General features: G+C 68.4%; 18 protein-coding genes. 14 read left to right on the top strand and 4 right to left on the bottom strand.

Annotation, left to right across the window (positions count from 1 at the left end; translation table 11 throughout):
* The 5 genes from PO768_RS11710 to PO768_RS11730 all read left to right on the top strand — a co-directional run.
* Nucleotides 1-597: TraB/GumN family protein (locus PO768_RS11710; RefSeq protein WP_272646204.1), on the top strand; the 597-nt coding region annotated here is incomplete at its 5' end.
* Nucleotides 594-965, top strand: coding sequence for a response regulator (locus PO768_RS11715; RefSeq protein ID WP_272646205.1), 372 nt, complete (start codon nucleotides 594-596; stop codon nucleotides 963-965). The genes PO768_RS11710 and PO768_RS11715, both read left to right, overlap by 4 nt.
* An 18-nt stretch (nucleotides 966-983) precedes the next feature.
* Entirely contained in the window at nucleotides 984-1,712 is a 729-nt protein-coding gene (locus tag PO768_RS11720) for an AAA family ATPase (protein ID WP_272646206.1), read from the top strand.
* Nucleotides 1,702-2,424, top strand: coding sequence for an alpha/beta fold hydrolase (locus tag PO768_RS11725; RefSeq protein ID WP_272646207.1), 723 nt, complete (start codon nucleotides 1,702-1,704; stop codon nucleotides 2,422-2,424). The genes PO768_RS11720 and PO768_RS11725 overlap by 11 nt, the downstream gene beginning before the upstream one ends.
* A 147-nt stretch (nucleotides 2,425-2,571) precedes the next feature.
* A complete protein-coding gene (locus tag PO768_RS11730; protein WP_272646208.1) occupies nucleotides 2,572-2,880 on the top strand; it encodes a hypothetical protein in 309 nt (102 codons plus the stop codon).
* 147 nt (nucleotides 2,881-3,027) lie between these two features.
* Here the strand turns inward: PO768_RS11730 and amt are convergent, their stop codons facing one another.
* From amt to PO768_RS11745, 3 genes are read right to left on the bottom strand one after another with little or no spacing between them, the layout of a single operon-like run.
* Entirely contained in the window at nucleotides 3,028-4,551 is a 1,524-nt protein-coding gene (amt, locus tag PO768_RS11735; RefSeq protein WP_272646209.1) for an ammonium transporter, read from the bottom strand.
* Nucleotides 4,552-4,598: 47 nt separating this feature from the next.
* Complete coding sequence (locus tag PO768_RS11740) at nucleotides 4,599-4,937, bottom strand: P-II family nitrogen regulator (protein ID WP_137942742.1); 339 nt, start codon at nucleotides 4,935-4,937, stop codon at nucleotides 4,599-4,601.
* A 20-nt stretch (nucleotides 4,938-4,957) separates the two neighbouring features.
* Nucleotides 4,958-5,677 carry a TorF family putative porin gene (locus tag PO768_RS11745; protein WP_272646210.1) on the bottom strand — a complete coding sequence of 240 codons (720 nt, stop codon included), beginning with the start codon at nucleotides 5,675-5,677 and terminating at the stop codon, nucleotides 4,958-4,960.
* Between the two features lie 257 nt (nucleotides 5,678-5,934).
* Here PO768_RS11745 and PO768_RS11750 point away from each other — a divergent pair, with 257 nt between their 5' ends.
* The 8 genes from PO768_RS11750 (at nucleotide 5,935) to PO768_RS11785 (ending at nucleotide 14,157) form a co-directional block, all read left to right on the top strand.
* On the top strand, nucleotides 5,935-7,455 hold the full coding sequence (locus PO768_RS11750) for a YifB family Mg chelatase-like AAA ATPase (RefSeq protein WP_272646211.1): 1,521 nt from the start codon (nucleotides 5,935-5,937) through the stop codon (nucleotides 7,453-7,455).
* Between the two features lie 111 nt (nucleotides 7,456-7,566).
* Nucleotides 7,567-8,532 carry a TRAP transporter substrate-binding protein gene (locus PO768_RS11755; RefSeq protein WP_272646212.1) on the top strand — a complete coding sequence of 322 codons (966 nt, stop codon included), beginning with the start codon at nucleotides 7,567-7,569 and terminating at the stop codon, nucleotides 8,530-8,532.
* 9 nt (nucleotides 8,533-8,541) lie between these two features.
* Nucleotides 8,542-9,051 (top strand): TRAP transporter small permease, encoded by a 510-nt coding sequence (locus PO768_RS11760; protein ID WP_272646213.1) that lies wholly within the window; start codon nucleotides 8,542-8,544, stop codon nucleotides 9,049-9,051.
* A gap of 13 nt (nucleotides 9,052-9,064) precedes the next feature.
* Nucleotides 9,065-10,363 (top strand): TRAP transporter large permease, encoded by a 1,299-nt coding sequence (locus PO768_RS11765; protein WP_272646214.1) that lies wholly within the window; start codon nucleotides 9,065-9,067, stop codon nucleotides 10,361-10,363.
* Nucleotides 10,363-11,742 (top strand): acetyl-CoA carboxylase biotin carboxylase subunit, encoded by a 1,380-nt coding sequence (locus PO768_RS11770; RefSeq protein ID WP_272646215.1) that lies wholly within the window; start codon nucleotides 10,363-10,365, stop codon nucleotides 11,740-11,742. Before PO768_RS11765 ends, PO768_RS11770 begins: the two co-directional genes overlap by 1 nt.
* Nucleotides 11,739-12,443, top strand: a complete 705-nt coding sequence (pxpB, locus tag PO768_RS11775) for a 5-oxoprolinase subunit PxpB (RefSeq protein WP_272646216.1) — start codon at nucleotides 11,739-11,741, stop codon at nucleotides 12,441-12,443. Before PO768_RS11770 ends, pxpB begins: the two co-directional genes overlap by 4 nt.
* Entirely contained in the window at nucleotides 12,440-13,384 is a 945-nt protein-coding gene (locus PO768_RS11780) for a biotin-dependent carboxyltransferase family protein (RefSeq protein WP_336297763.1), read from the top strand. Before pxpB ends, PO768_RS11780 begins: the two co-directional genes overlap by 4 nt.
* The gene (locus PO768_RS11785) at nucleotides 13,381-14,157 is read left to right on the top strand and encodes a LamB/YcsF family protein (RefSeq protein ID WP_272646217.1); all 777 of its coding nucleotides are present in this window, start codon (nucleotides 13,381-13,383) and stop codon (nucleotides 14,155-14,157) included. The genes PO768_RS11780 and PO768_RS11785 overlap by 4 nt, the downstream gene beginning before the upstream one ends.
* On the opposite strand, the gene PO768_RS11790 is transcribed toward PO768_RS11785, so the two are convergent.
* Nucleotides 14,148-15,083: a LysR family transcriptional regulator gene (locus tag PO768_RS11790; protein ID WP_269839999.1), complete on the bottom strand. Its 936-nt coding sequence runs from the start codon at nucleotides 15,081-15,083 to the stop codon at nucleotides 14,148-14,150. The two genes, PO768_RS11785 and PO768_RS11790, sit on opposite strands and share 10 nt — an antisense overlap.
* A 91-nt stretch (nucleotides 15,084-15,174) precedes the next feature.
* Here PO768_RS11790 and PO768_RS11795 point away from each other — a divergent pair, with 91 nt between their 5' ends.
* Nucleotides 15,175-16,047 (top strand): EamA family transporter, encoded by an 873-nt coding sequence (locus PO768_RS11795; protein WP_272646218.1) that lies wholly within the window; start codon nucleotides 15,175-15,177, stop codon nucleotides 16,045-16,047.
* Nucleotides 16,048-16,073 lie beyond the last annotated feature (26 nt).

Here is a 16,073-nt window from a genome sequence, read left to right on the forward strand (position 1 = left end):
GACGCCGCGCTGCGCCAGCGCCTGGCCGGGCGGGTTGCGGCGGCCTGCCTGCCCGAGGGCGCGCTGGCCACGCTGCACCCGCTGATGCAGGCCATCACGCTGACCATGCTGGAGGCCCGCTGGGAAGGGCTGGAGGCGGGCTATGGGCAGGAGATGGTGCTGTCGGGTGAGGCGCGCTCGCGCGGCCTGGCCATCGTCTCGCTGGAAACCGTGCGCCAGCAGCTCGATGCGCTGCTGCCCGCCGATGCCCGGGAAGCGCGCCGCCTGACCGCCGATACGCTGGAACAGCTGGAGCAGGGCAAGGTCCGGCCCATGCTCAGGCGCCTGGTGCAGGCCTGGGAACAGGGCGATCTGCAGACGCTGGCCGACTATGAACGCTGGTGCGACTGCGCCGACACACCGGTCGACCGTGCCTTTCTGCGGCGATTGATCGAGGGTCGCAATCCGGCGCTGGCCGCGCGCATAGCCGCGCTGCACGCCGAGGGTCGCCAGGTCTTTGCCGCCGTCGGTGCGCTGCACATGACCGGCCCGCGAGGCCTGCCGGCCCTGCTGGCGCAGCGCGGCTACCGGGTCGAAAGAATGGAACTGAAGCGATGAACGCGAGAATCCTGATCGTCGAGGACCAGGCCGACATTCGCCGCCTGATCCGCTGGGCGCTGGAAGACAGTGGCCACCGCCTGCACGAGGCCGCCAACGGGGCGCTGGCGCTGCAGATCGTGCAGGCGATGCGGCCCGACCTGATGCTGATCGATGTGGTGATGCCCGGCGAGATCAGCGGCCTCGATCTCTGCAAGCAGATCAGGCAAGACCCGACCCTGGCCGGGATCCGGCTGGTGGTGCTGAGCGCCAGCGCCGCCCTGCACGAACAGCACGCGGCACTGGACGCTGGCGCCGACGCCTTTCTAGCCAAGCCCTTCAGCCCCGGCCGGCTGCGTGAGCTGGTCGAGGAGCTGCTGCACGGCTGAACCGGGCAACAGGAAGCCATGACCATTGCCCGCAAGCCCTATCTGCTGCGCGCCGGCTTCCACCCCGATGCGCAGCCGGATTTCGACACCTATCCCTTCAGCATCGCGGCGGTGCGCGATCTCGCCCAGATCGACTTCCATCCCGATGTGACCTTCTTCGTCGGCGAGAACGGAGCCGGCAAGTCCACCGTGCTGGAAGCCCTTGCGGTGGCCCTGGGCCACAACCCCGAGGGCGGCACGCGCAATGCCAGCTTTCAAACCACCGGCGCAGCGGTCTCGCCGCTGCACGAGGCACTGCGCCTGGTGCGCAGCGCCTTCCGGCCGAGCGAAGGCTATTTCTTGCGCGCCGAGAGTCTGTTCAATGTGGCGACCTATCTGGACGAGATCGGCGGCCCCGCGCCATCCCTGCATGCCTGCTCGCATGGCGAGGCCTTCATGGCCGTGCTGTTCGAGCAATTGCGCGGCCAGGGCCTGTATCTGCTGGACGAGCCAGAGGCCGCGCTGTCGCCGAACCGCCAGCTGGCCGCGCTGCGGGTGATCGACGAGCTGGTGCGCAAGGGTTCGCAGTTCATCATCGCCACCCATTCGCCCATCCTGCTGGCCTATCCGCGCGCCCGCATCCTGCAGTTCGACGCCGCCGGCATCACCGAGCTGCGCTACGAGGACACCGAGCACTATGCGGTCACGCGCGACTTTCTGAACCACTATCCGAGGCGGCTGGAGCAGTTGCTCAAGGATGAAAACTGACCCGCTCGACGACTCTGTATCGACACTCGTGCTGCTGCCCGGCATGGACGGGACCGGCGAGCTCTTTGCGCGCTTCGTGCGTGCGCTCCCCGCCGAGCTGGATGTGCGCATCGCCCGCTACCCGCTGCGCGAGCCCAGGGCTTATGCCGAACTCGAAGAACAGGTACTGAGCATGCTGCCCACAGACCGTCCCTACGGCTTGTTGGCGGAGTCCTTCTCCGGTCCCATCGGTATTCGGATCGCCGCCCGGGCACCGAAGGGGCTCAGGCGGCTCCTGCTTTGCTGCAGCTTCGCCAGGAATCCTAGGCCCACCCTGGCACCGTTGCAGATGCTGTTGCCGCTGCTGCCCCTGTCACGCCTGCCCCGGTCAATGCTCGGTCGAGTCTTGATGGGAGAACACCATGACCCGACCCTGCAAACCGAACTCGACGCAGCGATGGATCAGGTCTCCCCCGAGGTGCTGCGTGCTCGGCTGCTCGCAGTCATCGATGTGGATGTGCTCGCGCAACTCACGCAGATCGCCGTGCCCATGCTGTACATGCAGGCGGCGAGCGACAGGCTGGTGCCGCGAACGGCCGCCGATCTCCTGCTCGCGCACAGACCCGACATCAGAAAAGTGCAACTGGCCGGCCCGCACTTCCTGCTCCAGACACAGCCCGCAGCAGCAGCGCGCGAGGTGTTGCGGTTTCTAGCAGTTCCGCCGTCGAGATAAATCGAGGATCCAGTGGCCTATCCGGTGCGGCGATGGTGGACCCACGCACCGCAGAACGGCCAGGGATGTGACTCAGTTGGATCCTCAGGGACGTCATTAGGCAGCCCGCCCCTCTCGGTTGGGCAACAAACTTGCGCGGGCTTAGAAATGAACACAACCTTCAGGCTCCATGATCAACGCGCCGCTGGCGCAATTGCCATGCAAACCACCCGCACATCGTGCATCCATCCCGTGATCGGTCTGCTAGTCATCATTGACTTTCGCTACGAAGTACTCCGCGATTCGAACGTCGGGGCGGCTCTCTGGGGCGCCACCCTGTACGTCGCCGACTCTGTGCTGGAGCTACCAAATCGCTGGAGCGCAATGAGCACCTATGGTCTGAGCTTCGATCCAGTCGCCGAAGGAGCGAGGCTTGTTCACAGCCATTTGCTGCCTGATCCGAACGACCTTTCCTGACAAAGCTCTTCGGCCTTTGCTGCACTGGCTTGCTATTAGTCGCAGTTTTGCCCCTGCCAAGCGGCCCAAAGAAGACGCCGCCCGAAGGCGGCCTCAAATCGGCTGGAGACGGGCCTATGGGCCCGCCCGGCCGGTTCTGCGTTTTGCTTACTTGTGGTACGCCGTCTCGCCGTGCGAGGTGATGTCCAGGCCTTCGCGTTCGGCCTCTTCCGGCACGCGCAGACCGATCACCAGGTCGACGATCTTGAAGGCGATCACCGAGACCACACCCGACCAGACGATGGTCAGCAGCACGCCCTTGAACTGGATCCAGACCTGGCTGGCGATCGAGTAGGCGTCCGGTGCCACCATGGCCACCGTGACCCAGTCACCGACGGCGCTGGGGCCGCCCAGGTTGGGCGAGTTGAACACGCCGGTCAGCAGCGCGCCGACGATACCGCCGACGCCGTGGACGCCGAACACGTCGAGCGAGTCATCGGCACCCAGCATCTTCTTCAGGCCCGACACGCCCCACAGGCAGGCAAAGCCGGCGATGAAGCCGATCACGATGCCGCCGCCGATGCCGACATTGCCGGCCGCCGGCGTGATGGCCACCAGGCCAGCCACCGCGCCGGACGCAGCGCCCAGCATCGAGGCCTTGCCCTTCAGCAGCGCCTCACCAATGCACCAGGCCAGCACGGCGGCAGCGGTGGCGGCCAACGTGTTGATGAAGCCCAGCGCGGCGAAGCCATTCGCTTCCAGTGCGGAACCGGCGTTGAAGCCGAACCAGCCCACCCACAGCAGCGAGGCGCCGACCATGGTCAGGGTCAGGCTGTGCGGGGTGAACGATTCCTTGCCATAGCCGACGCGCTTGCCGACCATATAGGCACCGACCAGGCCGGCCACGGCCGCGTTGATGTGCACCACGGTGCCACCGGCGAAGTCCAGCGCGCCCCATTGCCAGATCAGGCCGGCCTTGCCGGTCATCTCGGCAGCCACCTCGGCCGAGGCATAGGCATCCGGGCCCATCCAGAACCAGACCATATGCGCCATCGGCAGATAGCTGAAGGTGAACCAGATCGCCATGAACAGCAGCACGGCGCCGAACTTGATGCGCTCGGCGAAGGCGCCGACGATCAGGCAGGCGGTGATGCCGGCAAAGGTGGCCTGGAAGGCGGCGAACACGATCTCGGGGATGTAGACACCCTTGCTGAAGGTGGCCGCGTTGGCAAAGGTGCCGGCCGCGTTGTCCCAGATGCCCTTCATGAAAAGGCGATCAAAGCCGCCGATGAAGGCATTGCCCTCGGTGAAGGCCAGGCTGTAGCCGTAGATGACCCACAGCACGACGATCATCGAGAAGGTGACCATCACCTGCATCAGCACCGACAGCATGTTCTTGCTGCGCACCAGGCCGCCGTAGAACAGCGCCAGGCCCGGCACCGTCATCATGATGACGAGCAGGGTGCAGACCATCATCCAGGCGGTGTCGCCCTTGTTGGGCACGGGGGCGGGAGCAGCGGCGGCTGCGTCGGCCGCCGGGGCAGCCACGGCGGCCACCGCTTCGGAGGCCGCTGCGACGACCGCCGAGGCGGCCTCGGCGAGGGCGGGCGCGGAAGCAGCCGCGTCTTGGGCCCAGGCTGCAGGGGCGAACACCGCCGCAGCCAGCGCCAGGCTGGCAAGTAGTTTCTTCATGAAGAATCTCCGGGGATTTGTCTGTCTAGTCTTGTGATCGGTGAAGCTCAGAGCGCGTCGGCCCCGGTCTCGCCGGTGCGGATGCGCACCACCTGGTCCAGCGGCGAGACAAAGATCTTGCCGTCGCCGATCTTGCCGGTGCGGGCCGAGGCCTCGATGGCCTCGATGACCTGCTCGACCACCGCATCGTCGACCGCCGCCTCGACCTTGACCTTGGGCAGGAAGTCGACGACGTACTCGGCGCCGCGATACAGCTCGGTGTGGCCCTTCTGGCGGCCGAAGCCCTTGACCTCGGTGACGGTCAGGCCCTGCACGCCGATGGCGCTCAGCGCCTCGCGCACTTCGTCAAGCTTGAAGGGCTTGATGATGGCGGTGATCAGTTTCATTGCGTTCTCCTCACACGGTTTCAGAAGTTGTACTTGACGCTGACCACGACCGCGTTCTTGCCCAGGAACTTGTCCTTGACGGTGTAGAAGCCCTTGTCAGCGTCGGTGCCGACCAGCGCGATGCTGGGCACCAGGCCGCTGAAGTCCTTGGACAGCGCCAGCGAATAGTCGGTGTAGGAACCCACACCGCGCGAGGGGCCGTCAATGCGCTGGTAGCCGATATGGGGCGCCAGCATCCAGCCGTCCATCACTTCGAAGCTGGCCGACAGATCGGCATACCAGCTGTTCTTGCTGTCGGCGTTGCCGAAGGTGTCGGTGACCGCGTGCGAGTACTTGGCCGTGAACGGGCCATAGCTCAGCGCGCCATAGATCTCGGTGGTGTTGGCGCTGGTCGGCAGCTTGTTGCTCGGGTAGATGTAGGTCAGTACACCGATGTCGAGATTGACACCCTTGCTGATCTCGGTCTTGTAGCCGCCGTAGAGGTCGACCTCGACCTTGGCGTCGCCGCCAACGTCCTTGATCCAATTGATCGTCGAAGCCCAGGCGCCCACATAGAAGCCGCTCGGGTGCGCATAGTCCAGCCCGCCTTGCAGCGCCGGCTTCAGCCGGGTCTGCGAGATGCCGCGGTAGCGGTAGTCGCTGGTCAGGCTCGCGTTGAAGGCGACCGATGCGTCCTGAGCCTGGGCCGGCAGCGCACCGAGGGTCATGGCGGCGGCAAGCGTGGCAAGAATCAACTTCATGCGGGACTCCTAGCTGTTTGGAGGGGGAGGAAGCAGGTTCGATCCGGGGATTGCAGCTTCCGTGCCAGGCTCGGCGCCCCAGGCGAAACCGGGAAAGAGGCCCGGATCGCGCAGCGATGCACCAAAAGAGGATGGCCACGCTCGATGCCCGCACTTGGTGCAAGCACTTCATTGGTGCGCCAACGACGGCCCGCCGGGCGCGGCAAACGTGCAGAATCCACCCAGGATCGGTACGCACCGGTCCCGGGGAGGAGGCTATGTCTCTGGCCGTCGTACACAGCCGGGCGCTGGACGGGCTGGCCGCCGCGCCGGTCAGCGTCGAGGTGCATCTGGCCAATGGGCTGCCGATGTTCACCCTGGTGGGCCTGGCCGAGACCGAGGTCAAGGAGTCGCGCGAGCGGGTGCGCGCGGCCCTGCTGAACAGCGGCCTGAGCTTCCCCCACAACCGCCGCATCACGGTCAACCTGGCCCCGGCCGACCTGCCCAAGGAGGGTGGCCGCTTCGATCTGCCGATTGCACTGGGCATCCTGGCGGCCAGCGAACAGATCGACCCCGAGCGGCTGCAAGACATGGAATGCGCCGGCGAGCTGTCGCTGGCCGGCGAGCTGCGGCCGGTGCGCGGCGCGCTGGCGATGAGCCTGGCGCTGCGCCAGTCGGGCCTGGCCCGCGATCTGGTCCTGCCCGAGGCGAATGCCGCCGAGGCGGCCCTGGTCGGCGGCGTGGCGGTGTTCGGCGCCGCCCATCTGCTGGACCTGGTGGCCGCGCTGAGCCCGGGCGGCGATGGGTCGCCGCTGCAGCGCGCCCGCCCCGCCACCGTCTCGCTGGCCCCGGATGCCGCCCCCGATCTGCGCGATATCAAGGGCCAGGCCGGCCCGAAGCGGGCGCTGGAGATCGCCGCCGCCGGCGCGCTGAACCTCTTGCTGATCGGCCCGCCGGGCACCGGCAAATCGATGCTGGCCCAGCGCCTGCTGGGGCTCTTGCCACCGCTGGACGAGGAGCAGGCACTGGAGTCGGCGGCGGTGCTGAGCCTGGCCGGCCAGTTCGAGCCGGCGCTGTGGGGGCGGCGCGTGCTGCGCGCGCCGCACCACAGCGCCTCCAGCGTGGCCCTGGTGGGCGGTGGCTCGCCACCGAGGCCGGGCGAGATCACGCTGGCCCAGCACGGCGTGCTCTTTCTCGATGAGCTGCCCGAGTACCCCCGGGCCGCGCTGGAGGCCTTGCGCGAGCCGATGGAGAACGGCCGCATCCTGATCGCCCGCGCCGCCCGGCATGCCGAGTTCCCGGCCCGCTTTCAGCTCGTCGCGGCCATGAACCCCTGCCCCTGCGGTCAGCTGGGCAATCCGCTGGGCGAATGCCGCTGCTCGCCGGACCAGGTCTCGCGCTACCAGCGCCGGCTCAGCGGCCCTTTTCTGGACCGGCTCGACCTGCTGGTCGAGGTGCCGGTGCTGCCGCCCCAGGTGCTGGCGGCCGCGCCGGACGGCGAGCCCTCGGCCGTGGTCGCCGCTCGCGTCGCGGCCGCCCGTGAACTGGCCCTGGCCCGCCAGGGCTGCTGCAATGCGCTGCTGAGCCCCGCCCTGCTGGAGGCGCATGCCCAGGCCGAGCCGGCCGCTGCCGCGCTGTTGCAGAAAACCGCCACCCGGCTGGGCTGGTCGGGGCGCGGCTACCACCGGGTGCTGCGGGTCGCGCGCACGATTGCCGATCTGGCCGCCAGCCCCTTGATTGCACCGGCGCATATGGCCGAGGCCGTGCAGCTGCGGCGCGGTCTGCAAACCAAGGGTTAACACCAGGCATCAGCAAATCTAGCCACGGTCCATAAAGATTTCTCGGTCGACCTCGGTGCCGGATTGGTAGACATTCGCGCCACTACCCCATTCCATACAAGGAAGCCCGAGATGAAACGCCTGTTGCTCAGCGCCACCGCCGCCGTCCTGCTCTCCAGCACCGCCCAGGCCGCCACCTGGAATATGTCGGCCGAACAGCCCGACGCCAATTACCTGACCGTCAATGTGCGCCAGTTCGCCGAGGACGTGAAGGCCGCCACCGCCGGCCAGCTGGAGTTCAAGGTGCAGAGCAATAGCGTGCTGCTCAAGCGCCCCGAGGTGAAGCGCGGCGTGCAGCAGGGCATCGTGCCGATCGGCGAGGTGCTGATGTCGGCGCTGGGCAACGAGGATGCGATGTTCGAGATCGACAGCGTGCCCTTCCTGGCCAGCTCCTTCGACGCCTCCGAGAAGCTCTGGAAGGCCGCCCGCGAGCAGATCGCCGCCCGTCTGGACAAACAGGGCCTGGTGCTGGTCTATGGCTCGCCGTGGCCGCCGCAAGGCATCTACACCAAGAAGCCGGTGGCCGCGATCGGCGACTTCAAGGGCGCGCGCTTTCGCGCCTACAGCGCCTCGACCAGCCGGATGGTCACGCTGATGGGCGCGGTGCCCACGACGATCCAGACCGCCGAGGTGCCGCAGGCCTTCTCGACCGGCGTGATCGACATGATGATCACCTCGCCGGCCACCGGCGTGGACACCCAGGCCTGGGACTATGTGAAGCACTACTACGACGCCCAGGCCTTCATCCCGCAGGCCATCGTCATCGCCAACAAGCGCTCGCTGATGGCCCTGCCCGAGGCGCAGCGCCAAGCCGTGATGGCCGCCGGTGCCAAGGCCGAGGCGCGCGGCTGGGCCCAGGCCCGCGAGCTGACCGCCAAGCTGACCCAGACCCTGGCCGCCAAGGGCATCACGGTGCAGCCGGTGCCGGCAGCGATCGCCGCCGAGCTGAACAAGGTCGGCGCGACGATGGCCGAGGAATGGACCAAGAAGGCCGGCCCGGACGGCGCCAAGGTCCTCGACGCCTTCAACAAGAAGTAAACGAACGCCATGGCCGTCCTCGACCGTCTCTCCAAGGCCTCCGGGGCGGCCTCGGCCGTCGCGCTGGCCGCCATCGGCCTGGTGATCGCCGCGCAGATCGTCGCGCGCCTGCTAGGCCATCAGATCCCGGCCGCCGATGATTTCGCCGCCTGGGCCATGGCGGCCTCGGCCTTTCTGGCCCTGCCCTATGCGATGCGCCATGGCGACCACATCCGCGTGACGCTGGTGCTGCAGTTCCTGCCCAAGCGCTGGGAGCGCGGCTACGAGCTGCTGGCCTCGGCGCTGGGCGTGGCGCTGGCGGTCTGGGCCGCCTGGCACACGCTGCAGTTCGTCTACGGCTCCTGGCAGTACGAGGAGGTTGCCCAGGGCATGTTGCGGGTGTCGCTGTGGATTCCGCAGCTGGCCATGGCCATCGGCATGCTGCTGCTGGCCCTGATGCTGATCGACCGCCTCTGGCGTGGCCTGCGCGGCCGGCCGCTGAGCGATGCGCCGGACGGCGAGACCGCCCGCACCGAATAGAAAAGGACACCTCATGAGCGATCTTGCACAAGCGGGCGTCCTGATGGCCCTGCTCTTCCTCTTGCTGGGCCTGGGCGTCTGGGTGGCCCTGGCCCTGATCGGCTGCGGCCTGCTGGGCCTGCTGCTGTTCACCGACGCGCCGGCCGGCGTGATCTTCGCGACCACCGCCTGGGGCTCGACCGCAAGCTGGTCGCTGACCGCACTGCCGCTGTTCATCTGGATGGGCGAGATCCTCTACCGCACCCGTCTGGCCGAGGACATGTTCTCGGGCCTGGGCCCCTGGGTCAACGGCCTGCCGGGCCGGCTGGTTCACGTCAACGTACTGGGCTGCGGCATCTTCGCGGCGGTCAGCGGCAGCTCGGCCGCGACGGCCGCCACCATCGGCAAGATCTCGCTGCCCGAACTGAAGGCGCGCGGCTATGACGAGAGCATCAGCATCGGCTCGCTGGCCGGCGCCGGCACGCTGGGTCTCTTGATCCCGCCGTCCATCGTGATGATCGTCTATGGCGTCGCGGCCCAGGTCTCCATCGTCAAGCTGTTCACCGCCGGCATCCTGCCGGGCCTGATGATGATGCTGCTGTTCTCGGGCTATATCGCGATCTGGGCGCTGCGCAATCCGGCCAAGGTGCCGCGCGACGCCGAGCAGGTCGGTTGGGCCGAGCGCTTCAAGCGCCTGCGCCTGCTGGCCCCGGTGGTGCTCTTGATCGTCGGCGTGATCGGCTCCATCTACGCCGGCATCGCCACCGCCACCGAGGCCGCCACCATCGGCGTGATCGGCTCGCTGATCATTGCCGGCCTGGGCGGCTCGCTGGGCCGGGCCTCCTTCGTCGCCAGCCTGATGGGCGCGGCGCGCACCTCCTGCATGATCACCTTCATCCTGCTGGGCGCGGCCTATCTGACCAGCGCGATGAGCTTTACCGGTCTGCCGGCCAATGTCGCGCAGTGGATCGCTTCGATGAATCTGTCGGCCTATGGTCTGCTGGCGGTGCTGACGGTGTTCTTCGTGCTGCTGGGCTGCTTCCTCGACGGCATCTCCATCGTCGTGCTGACCACGGCCGTGCTGCTGCCCGCGGTGCAGGCCGCCGGCATCGACCCGCTGTGGTTCGGCATCTACCTGATCCTGGTGGTCGAGATGGCCCAGATCACGCCGCCGGTGGGCTTCAATCTGTTCGTGATCCAGGGCATCACCGGCAAGGGCCTGTTCACGCTGGCGCGCATGGCCTTCCCCTTCTTCCTGCTGCTGGTGCTGGCCGCCGTGCTGATCACGCTGTTCCCGCAGATCGTGATGCTGCTGCCCAACGCGATGGGCTGATGAAGATGAAAAAGATACTGATTGCCAACCGCGGCGAGATCGCCTGCCGCATCATCCGCGCCTGCAAGGCCTTGGGCATAGCGACCGTCGCGGTGTATTCCGAAGCGGATGCCAAGTCCCTGCACGTGGAACTGGCCGACTTCGCCGAGCCCATCGGCCCGGCGCCGGCCGCGCAGAGCTATCTGAACGGCGAGCGCATTCTTGAGGCCGCGCTGCGCCACGGCGCCGACGGCGTGCACCCCGGCTACGGCTTCCTGTCCGAGAACACCGGCTTCGCCCGCGCCGCCGAGGCCGCTGGCGTCACCTGGATCGGCCCGGCGCCCGACAGCATCGAGGCCATGGGCGACAAAGAGCGCGCCCGCGCCATCGCCCAGGCCGCCGGCGTGCCGACCCTGCCGGGCAGTCCGCGCTTCGCGGTCGACGTACTCGACGGCATCGAACAAGCCGCGCAAGAGGTCGGCTACCCGCTGCTGGTGAAAGCCACCGGCGGTGGCGGCGGCATCGGCATGCGCCGGGTCGACACGCCCGAGCAGCTGCTGGCCGCGGTGGCCGCGACCCAGGCCCTGGCGGCCAAGGCCTTCAAGGACGGCACCGTCTATCTGGAGCGCCTGGTGGCGCGCGCCCGCCATATCGAGATCCAGGTCTTCGGCCATGGCGACGGCACGGCCGTGCATCTGTTCGAGCGCGAGTGCTCGGTGCAGCGCCGCTTCCAGAAGATCATCGAGGAAAGCCCGGCGCCGGGCCTGCCTGCGGCGATGGTCGAGCGCATGGCAGCGGCCGCCGTCGCGCTGGCCGCACACCAGCGCTACCGCGGGCCGGGCACGGTGGAATTCATCGTCGACGCCGACAGCTTGGAGTTCTTCTTCCTGGAGATGAACACCCGCATCCAGGTCGAGCATCCGGTCACCGAGATGGTCACGGGCTGGGACCTGGTCCAGGCCCAGATCCGGCTCGCGGCCGGCACGTTCTCACCGCTTCCGCAGGCGCAGATCGCGCAGCTCGGCGCGGCCATCGAATGCCGGCTCTATGCCGAGAACCCGGCCAAGAATTTCTTCCCTTCGCCGGGGCCCTTGAAGGTCTTCAAGCTACCGCTGGCGATGTCGCATGTGCGCATCGACACCGGCGTGCGCGAGGGCGACCAGATCACGCCCTTCTACGACCCGATGATCGCCAAGCTGATCGTCTGGGGCGAGAACCGCGAGGCCGCGCTGGCACGGCTGCGCGAAGCGCTGGCGGCCAGCCGTATCGAGGGCGTCAAGAACAATCTCGGCTTCCTGGCTGCGGTGGCCGAGCACGCCGACTTCATCGCCGGCGAGGTCGACACCGGCTGGGTCGAGCGCGAGCGCCAGGGCTTGCTGACGGAAGTGACTGCTGTATGACGACTGAAAACTGGCGCATTGACGCGGTCGGTGACCGCTGCCTGCTGGTGGGGCTGGGCACGACCGTGGACCCCGAGACCAGCGCCCGGGTGCACGCCTTTGTGCAGCGCCTGCGCGCCCAGCCGATAGCCGGCCTGCGCGACATCGTGCCCGCCTTCAGCACCGTGGCCCTGCACTACCGCCCCGAGTGCTTCGGACCGACACCGTTCGCGACGCTGAAGGCCCTGCTGCTGGAGCGGCTGGCCCAGCCGCTCGATGCCCAGCAGGCCGCGCCGCGCGTGATCGAGATCCCGGTCTGCTATGGCGGCGACTACGGTCCCGATCTGGAGGATGTGGCCCAGCGCTGCGGCCTGAGCCCCGAGCGCGTGATCGCGCTGCATCTGGAATCGGCGCACCGCGTCTATATGCTGGGCTTCGCACCGGGCTTTCCCTTCATCGGCGGGCTGAACCCGCAGCTCGCGATGCCGCGCCGCACGACACCGCGCACCCATATCCCCCCCGGCTCGGTGGCCATCGCCCGCGAGCAGACCTGCATCTACCCGCTGGAAACCCCCGGCGGCTGGAACATCCTGGGCCGCACGCCGGTGCGCCTGTTCGAGGCCGGCGCCGAGCCGCCCTGCCTGCTGGGCCCGGGCGACGCGATCCGCTTCGTGCGCATCGACGCCATCACCTATGAGGCGATGTTGGAGGCGCGGCAATGAGCATCAGCATCGAAGTCATCAAACCCGGCGCGCAATCGCAGCTGCAGGACCTGGGCCGTTACGGCTACCAGCACCTGGGCGTGCCGGTCTGCGGCGCGATGGACGAGTGTTCGCACCGCCTAGCCAATCTGCTGGCGGGCAATGTGCGGGACGAGGCCACGCTGGAGATCGTGCTGATGGGACCCAGCCTGCGCTTCGCGGCGGCCACCCAGATCGCCATCTGCGGCGCCGACCTGTCGGCCACGCTGGACGGCGCCCCTGTGGCGCTGAACCAGCGCATCGACGTGCCGGCCGGCGCGCTGCTGGCCTTTGGCCGGCGCATCAACGGCCTGCGCAGCTATCTGGCGGTGCGCGGCGGCTTCTCCGTGGCGCCGCTGATGGGCAGCCGCAGCACCTTTGTGCGCGGCGGCTTTGGCGGCCATCTGGGCCGGGCGCTGCGCAAGGGCGATGTGCTGCAGGCGGCCGACTTCCAAGCGGCCGGCGCGCTGCCGGACTTGCCGCTCGTCAGCACCCTGCCCAGCGCCGAGATCACGCCGCTGCGCGTCGTGCTCGGCGAGCACTGGGCCGGCTTCACGGCCGAGGCGCAGGTACTGTTCACCAAGGCCAGCTACCGCATCAGCCCGCAGTCCGACCGCATGGGCTACCGGCTCGAAGGCCCGGCGCTCTCGCGCAGCCAGCCCGGCGAGCTGATCTCGGAAGCGGTCAACTTCGGCAGCATCCAGGTGCCGCCCGATGGTCAGCCCATCGTCCTGATGGCCGAGCGCCAGAGCACCGGCGGCTATCCGAAGATCGGCCATGTGATCAGCGTGGACCTGCCGCTGCTCGCGCAGCTGGCGCCGCAGCAGGCGCTGCGCTTCGTGCCGGTCTCGCTGGAGACCGCGCAGACCCTGTATCTGCAACGTGAGCAGCAGTTCGCCGCTGCACTGGGAGCCGCCTCATGACGAGCAAGACCCTGGATCTCAACTGTGACATGGGCGAAGGCTTCGGCGCCTACACCATGGGCAACGACATCGCCATCCTCGACCATGTGTCATCGGCCAATATCGCCTGCGGCTTCCATGCCGGCGACCCGGGCACGATGCGCCGCATCGTCGGTGCGGCCATCGCCAAGGGCGTCGCGGTCGGTGCCCATCCGGGCCTGCCGGACCTGCAGGGCTTCGGCCGCCGCGAGATGAAGATCTCGCCGGCCGAGGCCTATGCGATGGTGCTCTACCAGATCGGCGCGCTGGCAGGCTTTGCCCGCGCCGCCGGCGGCCGCCTGAACCATGTGAAGCCGCATGGCGCGCTCTACAACATGGCGGTCAAGGATCGCAAGCTCTCCGACGCGATTGTCCAGGCGGTGCGCGACTTCGATCCCGGCCTGGTCTTCTTCGGCCTGGCCGGCAGCGAGATGATCAAGGCGGCCGAAGCCCTGGGCCTGCGCGCGGCCAACGAGGTCTTCGCCGACCGCAGCTACCAGGACGACGGCTCGCTGTCGCCGCGCGGCCTGCCCGGCGCGATGATCGAAGACCCTGAGCAATCGCTGGCCCAAGTCAGGCAAATGCTCGCCGGCAGCGTCACCGCCTTGAGCGGAAACGTCGTGCCGGTCCAGGCCGACACCTTGTGCCTGCACGGCGACCAACCCGGCGCGTTGGAGTTCGCGCGCCATATCCGCGCCGCGCTGACGACCGATGGTGTCGCGCTGCGGGCGCCGGGAGCCCCCGTTCAGCCCTGATCCGGCCCCAGTGGCCGCACCCAGTCGGCCCCGACCCGCTCGCAAAACCCCGCCACCACCTCGCGCACCAGGCCGACCGTCTCACGCACCGCCGTGCTGACCCGGCCTTCGGTGATCACGCTGATCGCCATCGAGGGCAGCGGCGGCCCTTCGCACTGCCATAGCGAGCCCCGCTCCAGCTGCGCGCGCACAAACACCGGCGGGATCGCCGCGATGCCGTAGCCGTCGCTGGCCAATTGGATGATGGACTCGACCGAGGGGAAGCTGCAGACGCGCGGCTCAATGTCGCGGTCGACGAAGAGCGCGCGCACATGGGCTTGCGGGCTCGATGTCTTCGAGAAGGTCAGCAGCGGCACCCGCTCCAGATCCTCCATCGTCAGCCGCCCGCTGGCCGGTAGCAGCTCGGGCCTGGCGACCCAGCGCAGCGGAAACTCGCACAGCGGCGTGACCCGGTAGTCCAGCGTGCCTATGGCCTCGGCAAAGGGGTCGTTCTGGATCATCAGGTCCAGCTTGCGCAGGCGGAACTGGTCCTGCAGATGGCGCGCGGTGTCCACCGTGATGTCCGGGTTGATCTGCGGATAGCGCTCGGCCAGCTGGCGTATCAGCGGCGACAGCCAGGTGTGCACCACCGACTCGATCGCGCCGATGCGCACCCGGCCGGCCGCCGGCGCATCGGGCCGGGTCGAGAGCTTCAACTCGCGCTCCAGCGCCAGCATGCGCTCGGCCTGGCGCAGCACCTGCTCGCCGACCTGGGTCAGGCCCAGCCGGCGCGCGCTGCGGTCCACCAGCTCGGCGCCCAGCTCGTCCTCCAGCGCGGCGATGCGCTGCGAGATCGCCGCCTGCGTGGTGTTCATCACCTGGGCGGTCTCGCGGAAGCTGCCGACCCGGGCCAGCACCACCAGGGTTTCAAGGAATTTGGTGTTCACGGCGCCCAGTGTAGGCCGTGCTCGGCCTGGGGTATTTATCTCTATATCAAGATTAATGCTACAGTTATTTATCTTGAAGTAGAGGCAATAAATGGGCACTGCATCGCAACAATCCTCCGGAGCCGACGCCTGGCTGACGGCGCTGGCGCCCGCCATCTGGGGCAGCACCTATATCGTCACGACCGAGCTGCTGCCGCCCGACCGGCCCTTCACGGCGGCGCTGATACGCTCGCTGCCGGCCGGGTTGCTGCTGGTGCTCTACGCCCGGCGCCTGCCGGCGCGCGGCGACTGGGGCCGCCTGCTGGTGCTGGCGGCGCTGAACCTGGGCTTTTTCCAGGCCATGCTCTTCATCGCCGCCTACCGCCTGCCCGGCGGCCTGGCCGCCGTGGTCGGCGCGATCCAGCCCCTGCTGGTAATCGGCATGAGCTGGGCGGTGGACCGGCGCCGGCCGCCCTCGCTGGCGATAGGCGCCGGCGTCACCGGCGTGCTGGGCATGGCCGCGCTGCTGCTGTCGCCGGGCGCCGTCTGGGACCCGGTCGGCGTGGCGGCGGCCCTGGCCGGCGCGGTCAGCATGGCCGCCGGCACCTATCTGGCGCGGCGCTGGCAGACCGGCATGCCGGTGCTGGCCCTGACCGGCTGGCAGCTGCTGCTCGCCGGGCTGATGCTGCTTCCGCTGGCCTGGCGCGTCGATGCGCCGCTGCCCGCGCTGGGCATGGGCCAAGTGCTCGGCTATGCCTATCTGTCTCTCGCCGGCGCCCTGCTCGCCTATGCACTGTGGTTCCGCGGCATCGCCCGGCTGTCACCGGTGGCCGTGTCCTCGCTGGGTCTGCTGAGCCCGCTGACCGCCGTGCTGCTGGGCTGGCTGCTGCTGGGACAGGCCATGGGCGGCTTGTCCCTGCTGGGCCTGCTGGTCGTGCTCGGCAGCGTGCTGGCGATGCAGCTGGCGATGAACGCGAGGCGCTGACACCCTTCCCCCACTTCAGAAGAAGG

It is taken from the genome of Paucibacter sp. XJ19-41 (assembly GCF_028462495.1).
In the GTDB taxonomy this organism is placed as follows: Bacteria; Pseudomonadota; Gammaproteobacteria; order Burkholderiales; family Burkholderiaceae_C; genus Roseateles_E.

What these genes read in the sequence shown, in the direction of transcription:
- PO768_RS11795 (WP_272646218.1), top strand. Translation starts at nt 15,175, where the DNA reads ATGGGCACTGCATCGCAACAATCCTCCGGAGCCGACGCCTGGCTGACG.
- PO768_RS11750 (WP_272646211.1), top strand. Translation starts at nt 5,935, where the DNA reads ATGTCTCTGGCCGTCGTACACAGCCGGGCGCTGGACGGGCTGGCCGCC.
- PO768_RS11765 (WP_272646214.1), top strand. Translation starts at nt 9,065, where the DNA reads ATGAGCGATCTTGCACAAGCGGGCGTCCTGATGGCCCTGCTCTTCCTC.
- PO768_RS11740 (WP_137942742.1), bottom strand. Translation starts at nt 4,937, where the DNA reads ATGAAACTGATCACCGCCATCATCAAGCCCTTCAAGCTTGACGAAGTG.
- PO768_RS11780 (WP_336297763.1), top strand. Translation starts at nt 12,440, where the DNA reads ATGAGCATCAGCATCGAAGTCATCAAACCCGGCGCGCAATCGCAGCTG.
- PO768_RS11770 (WP_272646215.1), top strand. Translation starts at nt 10,363, where the DNA reads ATGAAGATGAAAAAGATACTGATTGCCAACCGCGGCGAGATCGCCTGC.
- amt (WP_272646209.1), bottom strand. Translation starts at nt 4,551, where the DNA reads ATGAAGAAACTACTTGCCAGCCTGGCGCTGGCTGCGGCGGTGTTCGCC.
- PO768_RS11760 (WP_272646213.1), top strand. Translation starts at nt 8,542, where the DNA reads ATGGCCGTCCTCGACCGTCTCTCCAAGGCCTCCGGGGCGGCCTCGGCC.
- pxpB (WP_272646216.1), top strand. Translation starts at nt 11,739, where the DNA reads ATGACGACTGAAAACTGGCGCATTGACGCGGTCGGTGACCGCTGCCTG.
- PO768_RS11725 (WP_272646207.1), top strand. Translation starts at nt 1,702, where the DNA reads ATGAAAACTGACCCGCTCGACGACTCTGTATCGACACTCGTGCTGCTG.
- PO768_RS11755 (WP_272646212.1), top strand. Translation starts at nt 7,567, where the DNA reads ATGAAACGCCTGTTGCTCAGCGCCACCGCCGCCGTCCTGCTCTCCAGC.
- PO768_RS11785 (WP_272646217.1), top strand. Translation starts at nt 13,381, where the DNA reads ATGACGAGCAAGACCCTGGATCTCAACTGTGACATGGGCGAAGGCTTC.
- PO768_RS11745 (WP_272646210.1), bottom strand. Translation starts at nt 5,677, where the DNA reads ATGAAGTTGATTCTTGCCACGCTTGCCGCCGCCATGACCCTCGGTGCG.
- PO768_RS11715 (WP_272646205.1), top strand. Translation starts at nt 594, where the DNA reads ATGAACGCGAGAATCCTGATCGTCGAGGACCAGGCCGACATTCGCCGC.
- PO768_RS11720 (WP_272646206.1), top strand. Translation starts at nt 984, where the DNA reads ATGACCATTGCCCGCAAGCCCTATCTGCTGCGCGCCGGCTTCCACCCC.
- PO768_RS11730 (WP_272646208.1), top strand. Translation starts at nt 2,572, where the DNA reads ATGAACACAACCTTCAGGCTCCATGATCAACGCGCCGCTGGCGCAATT.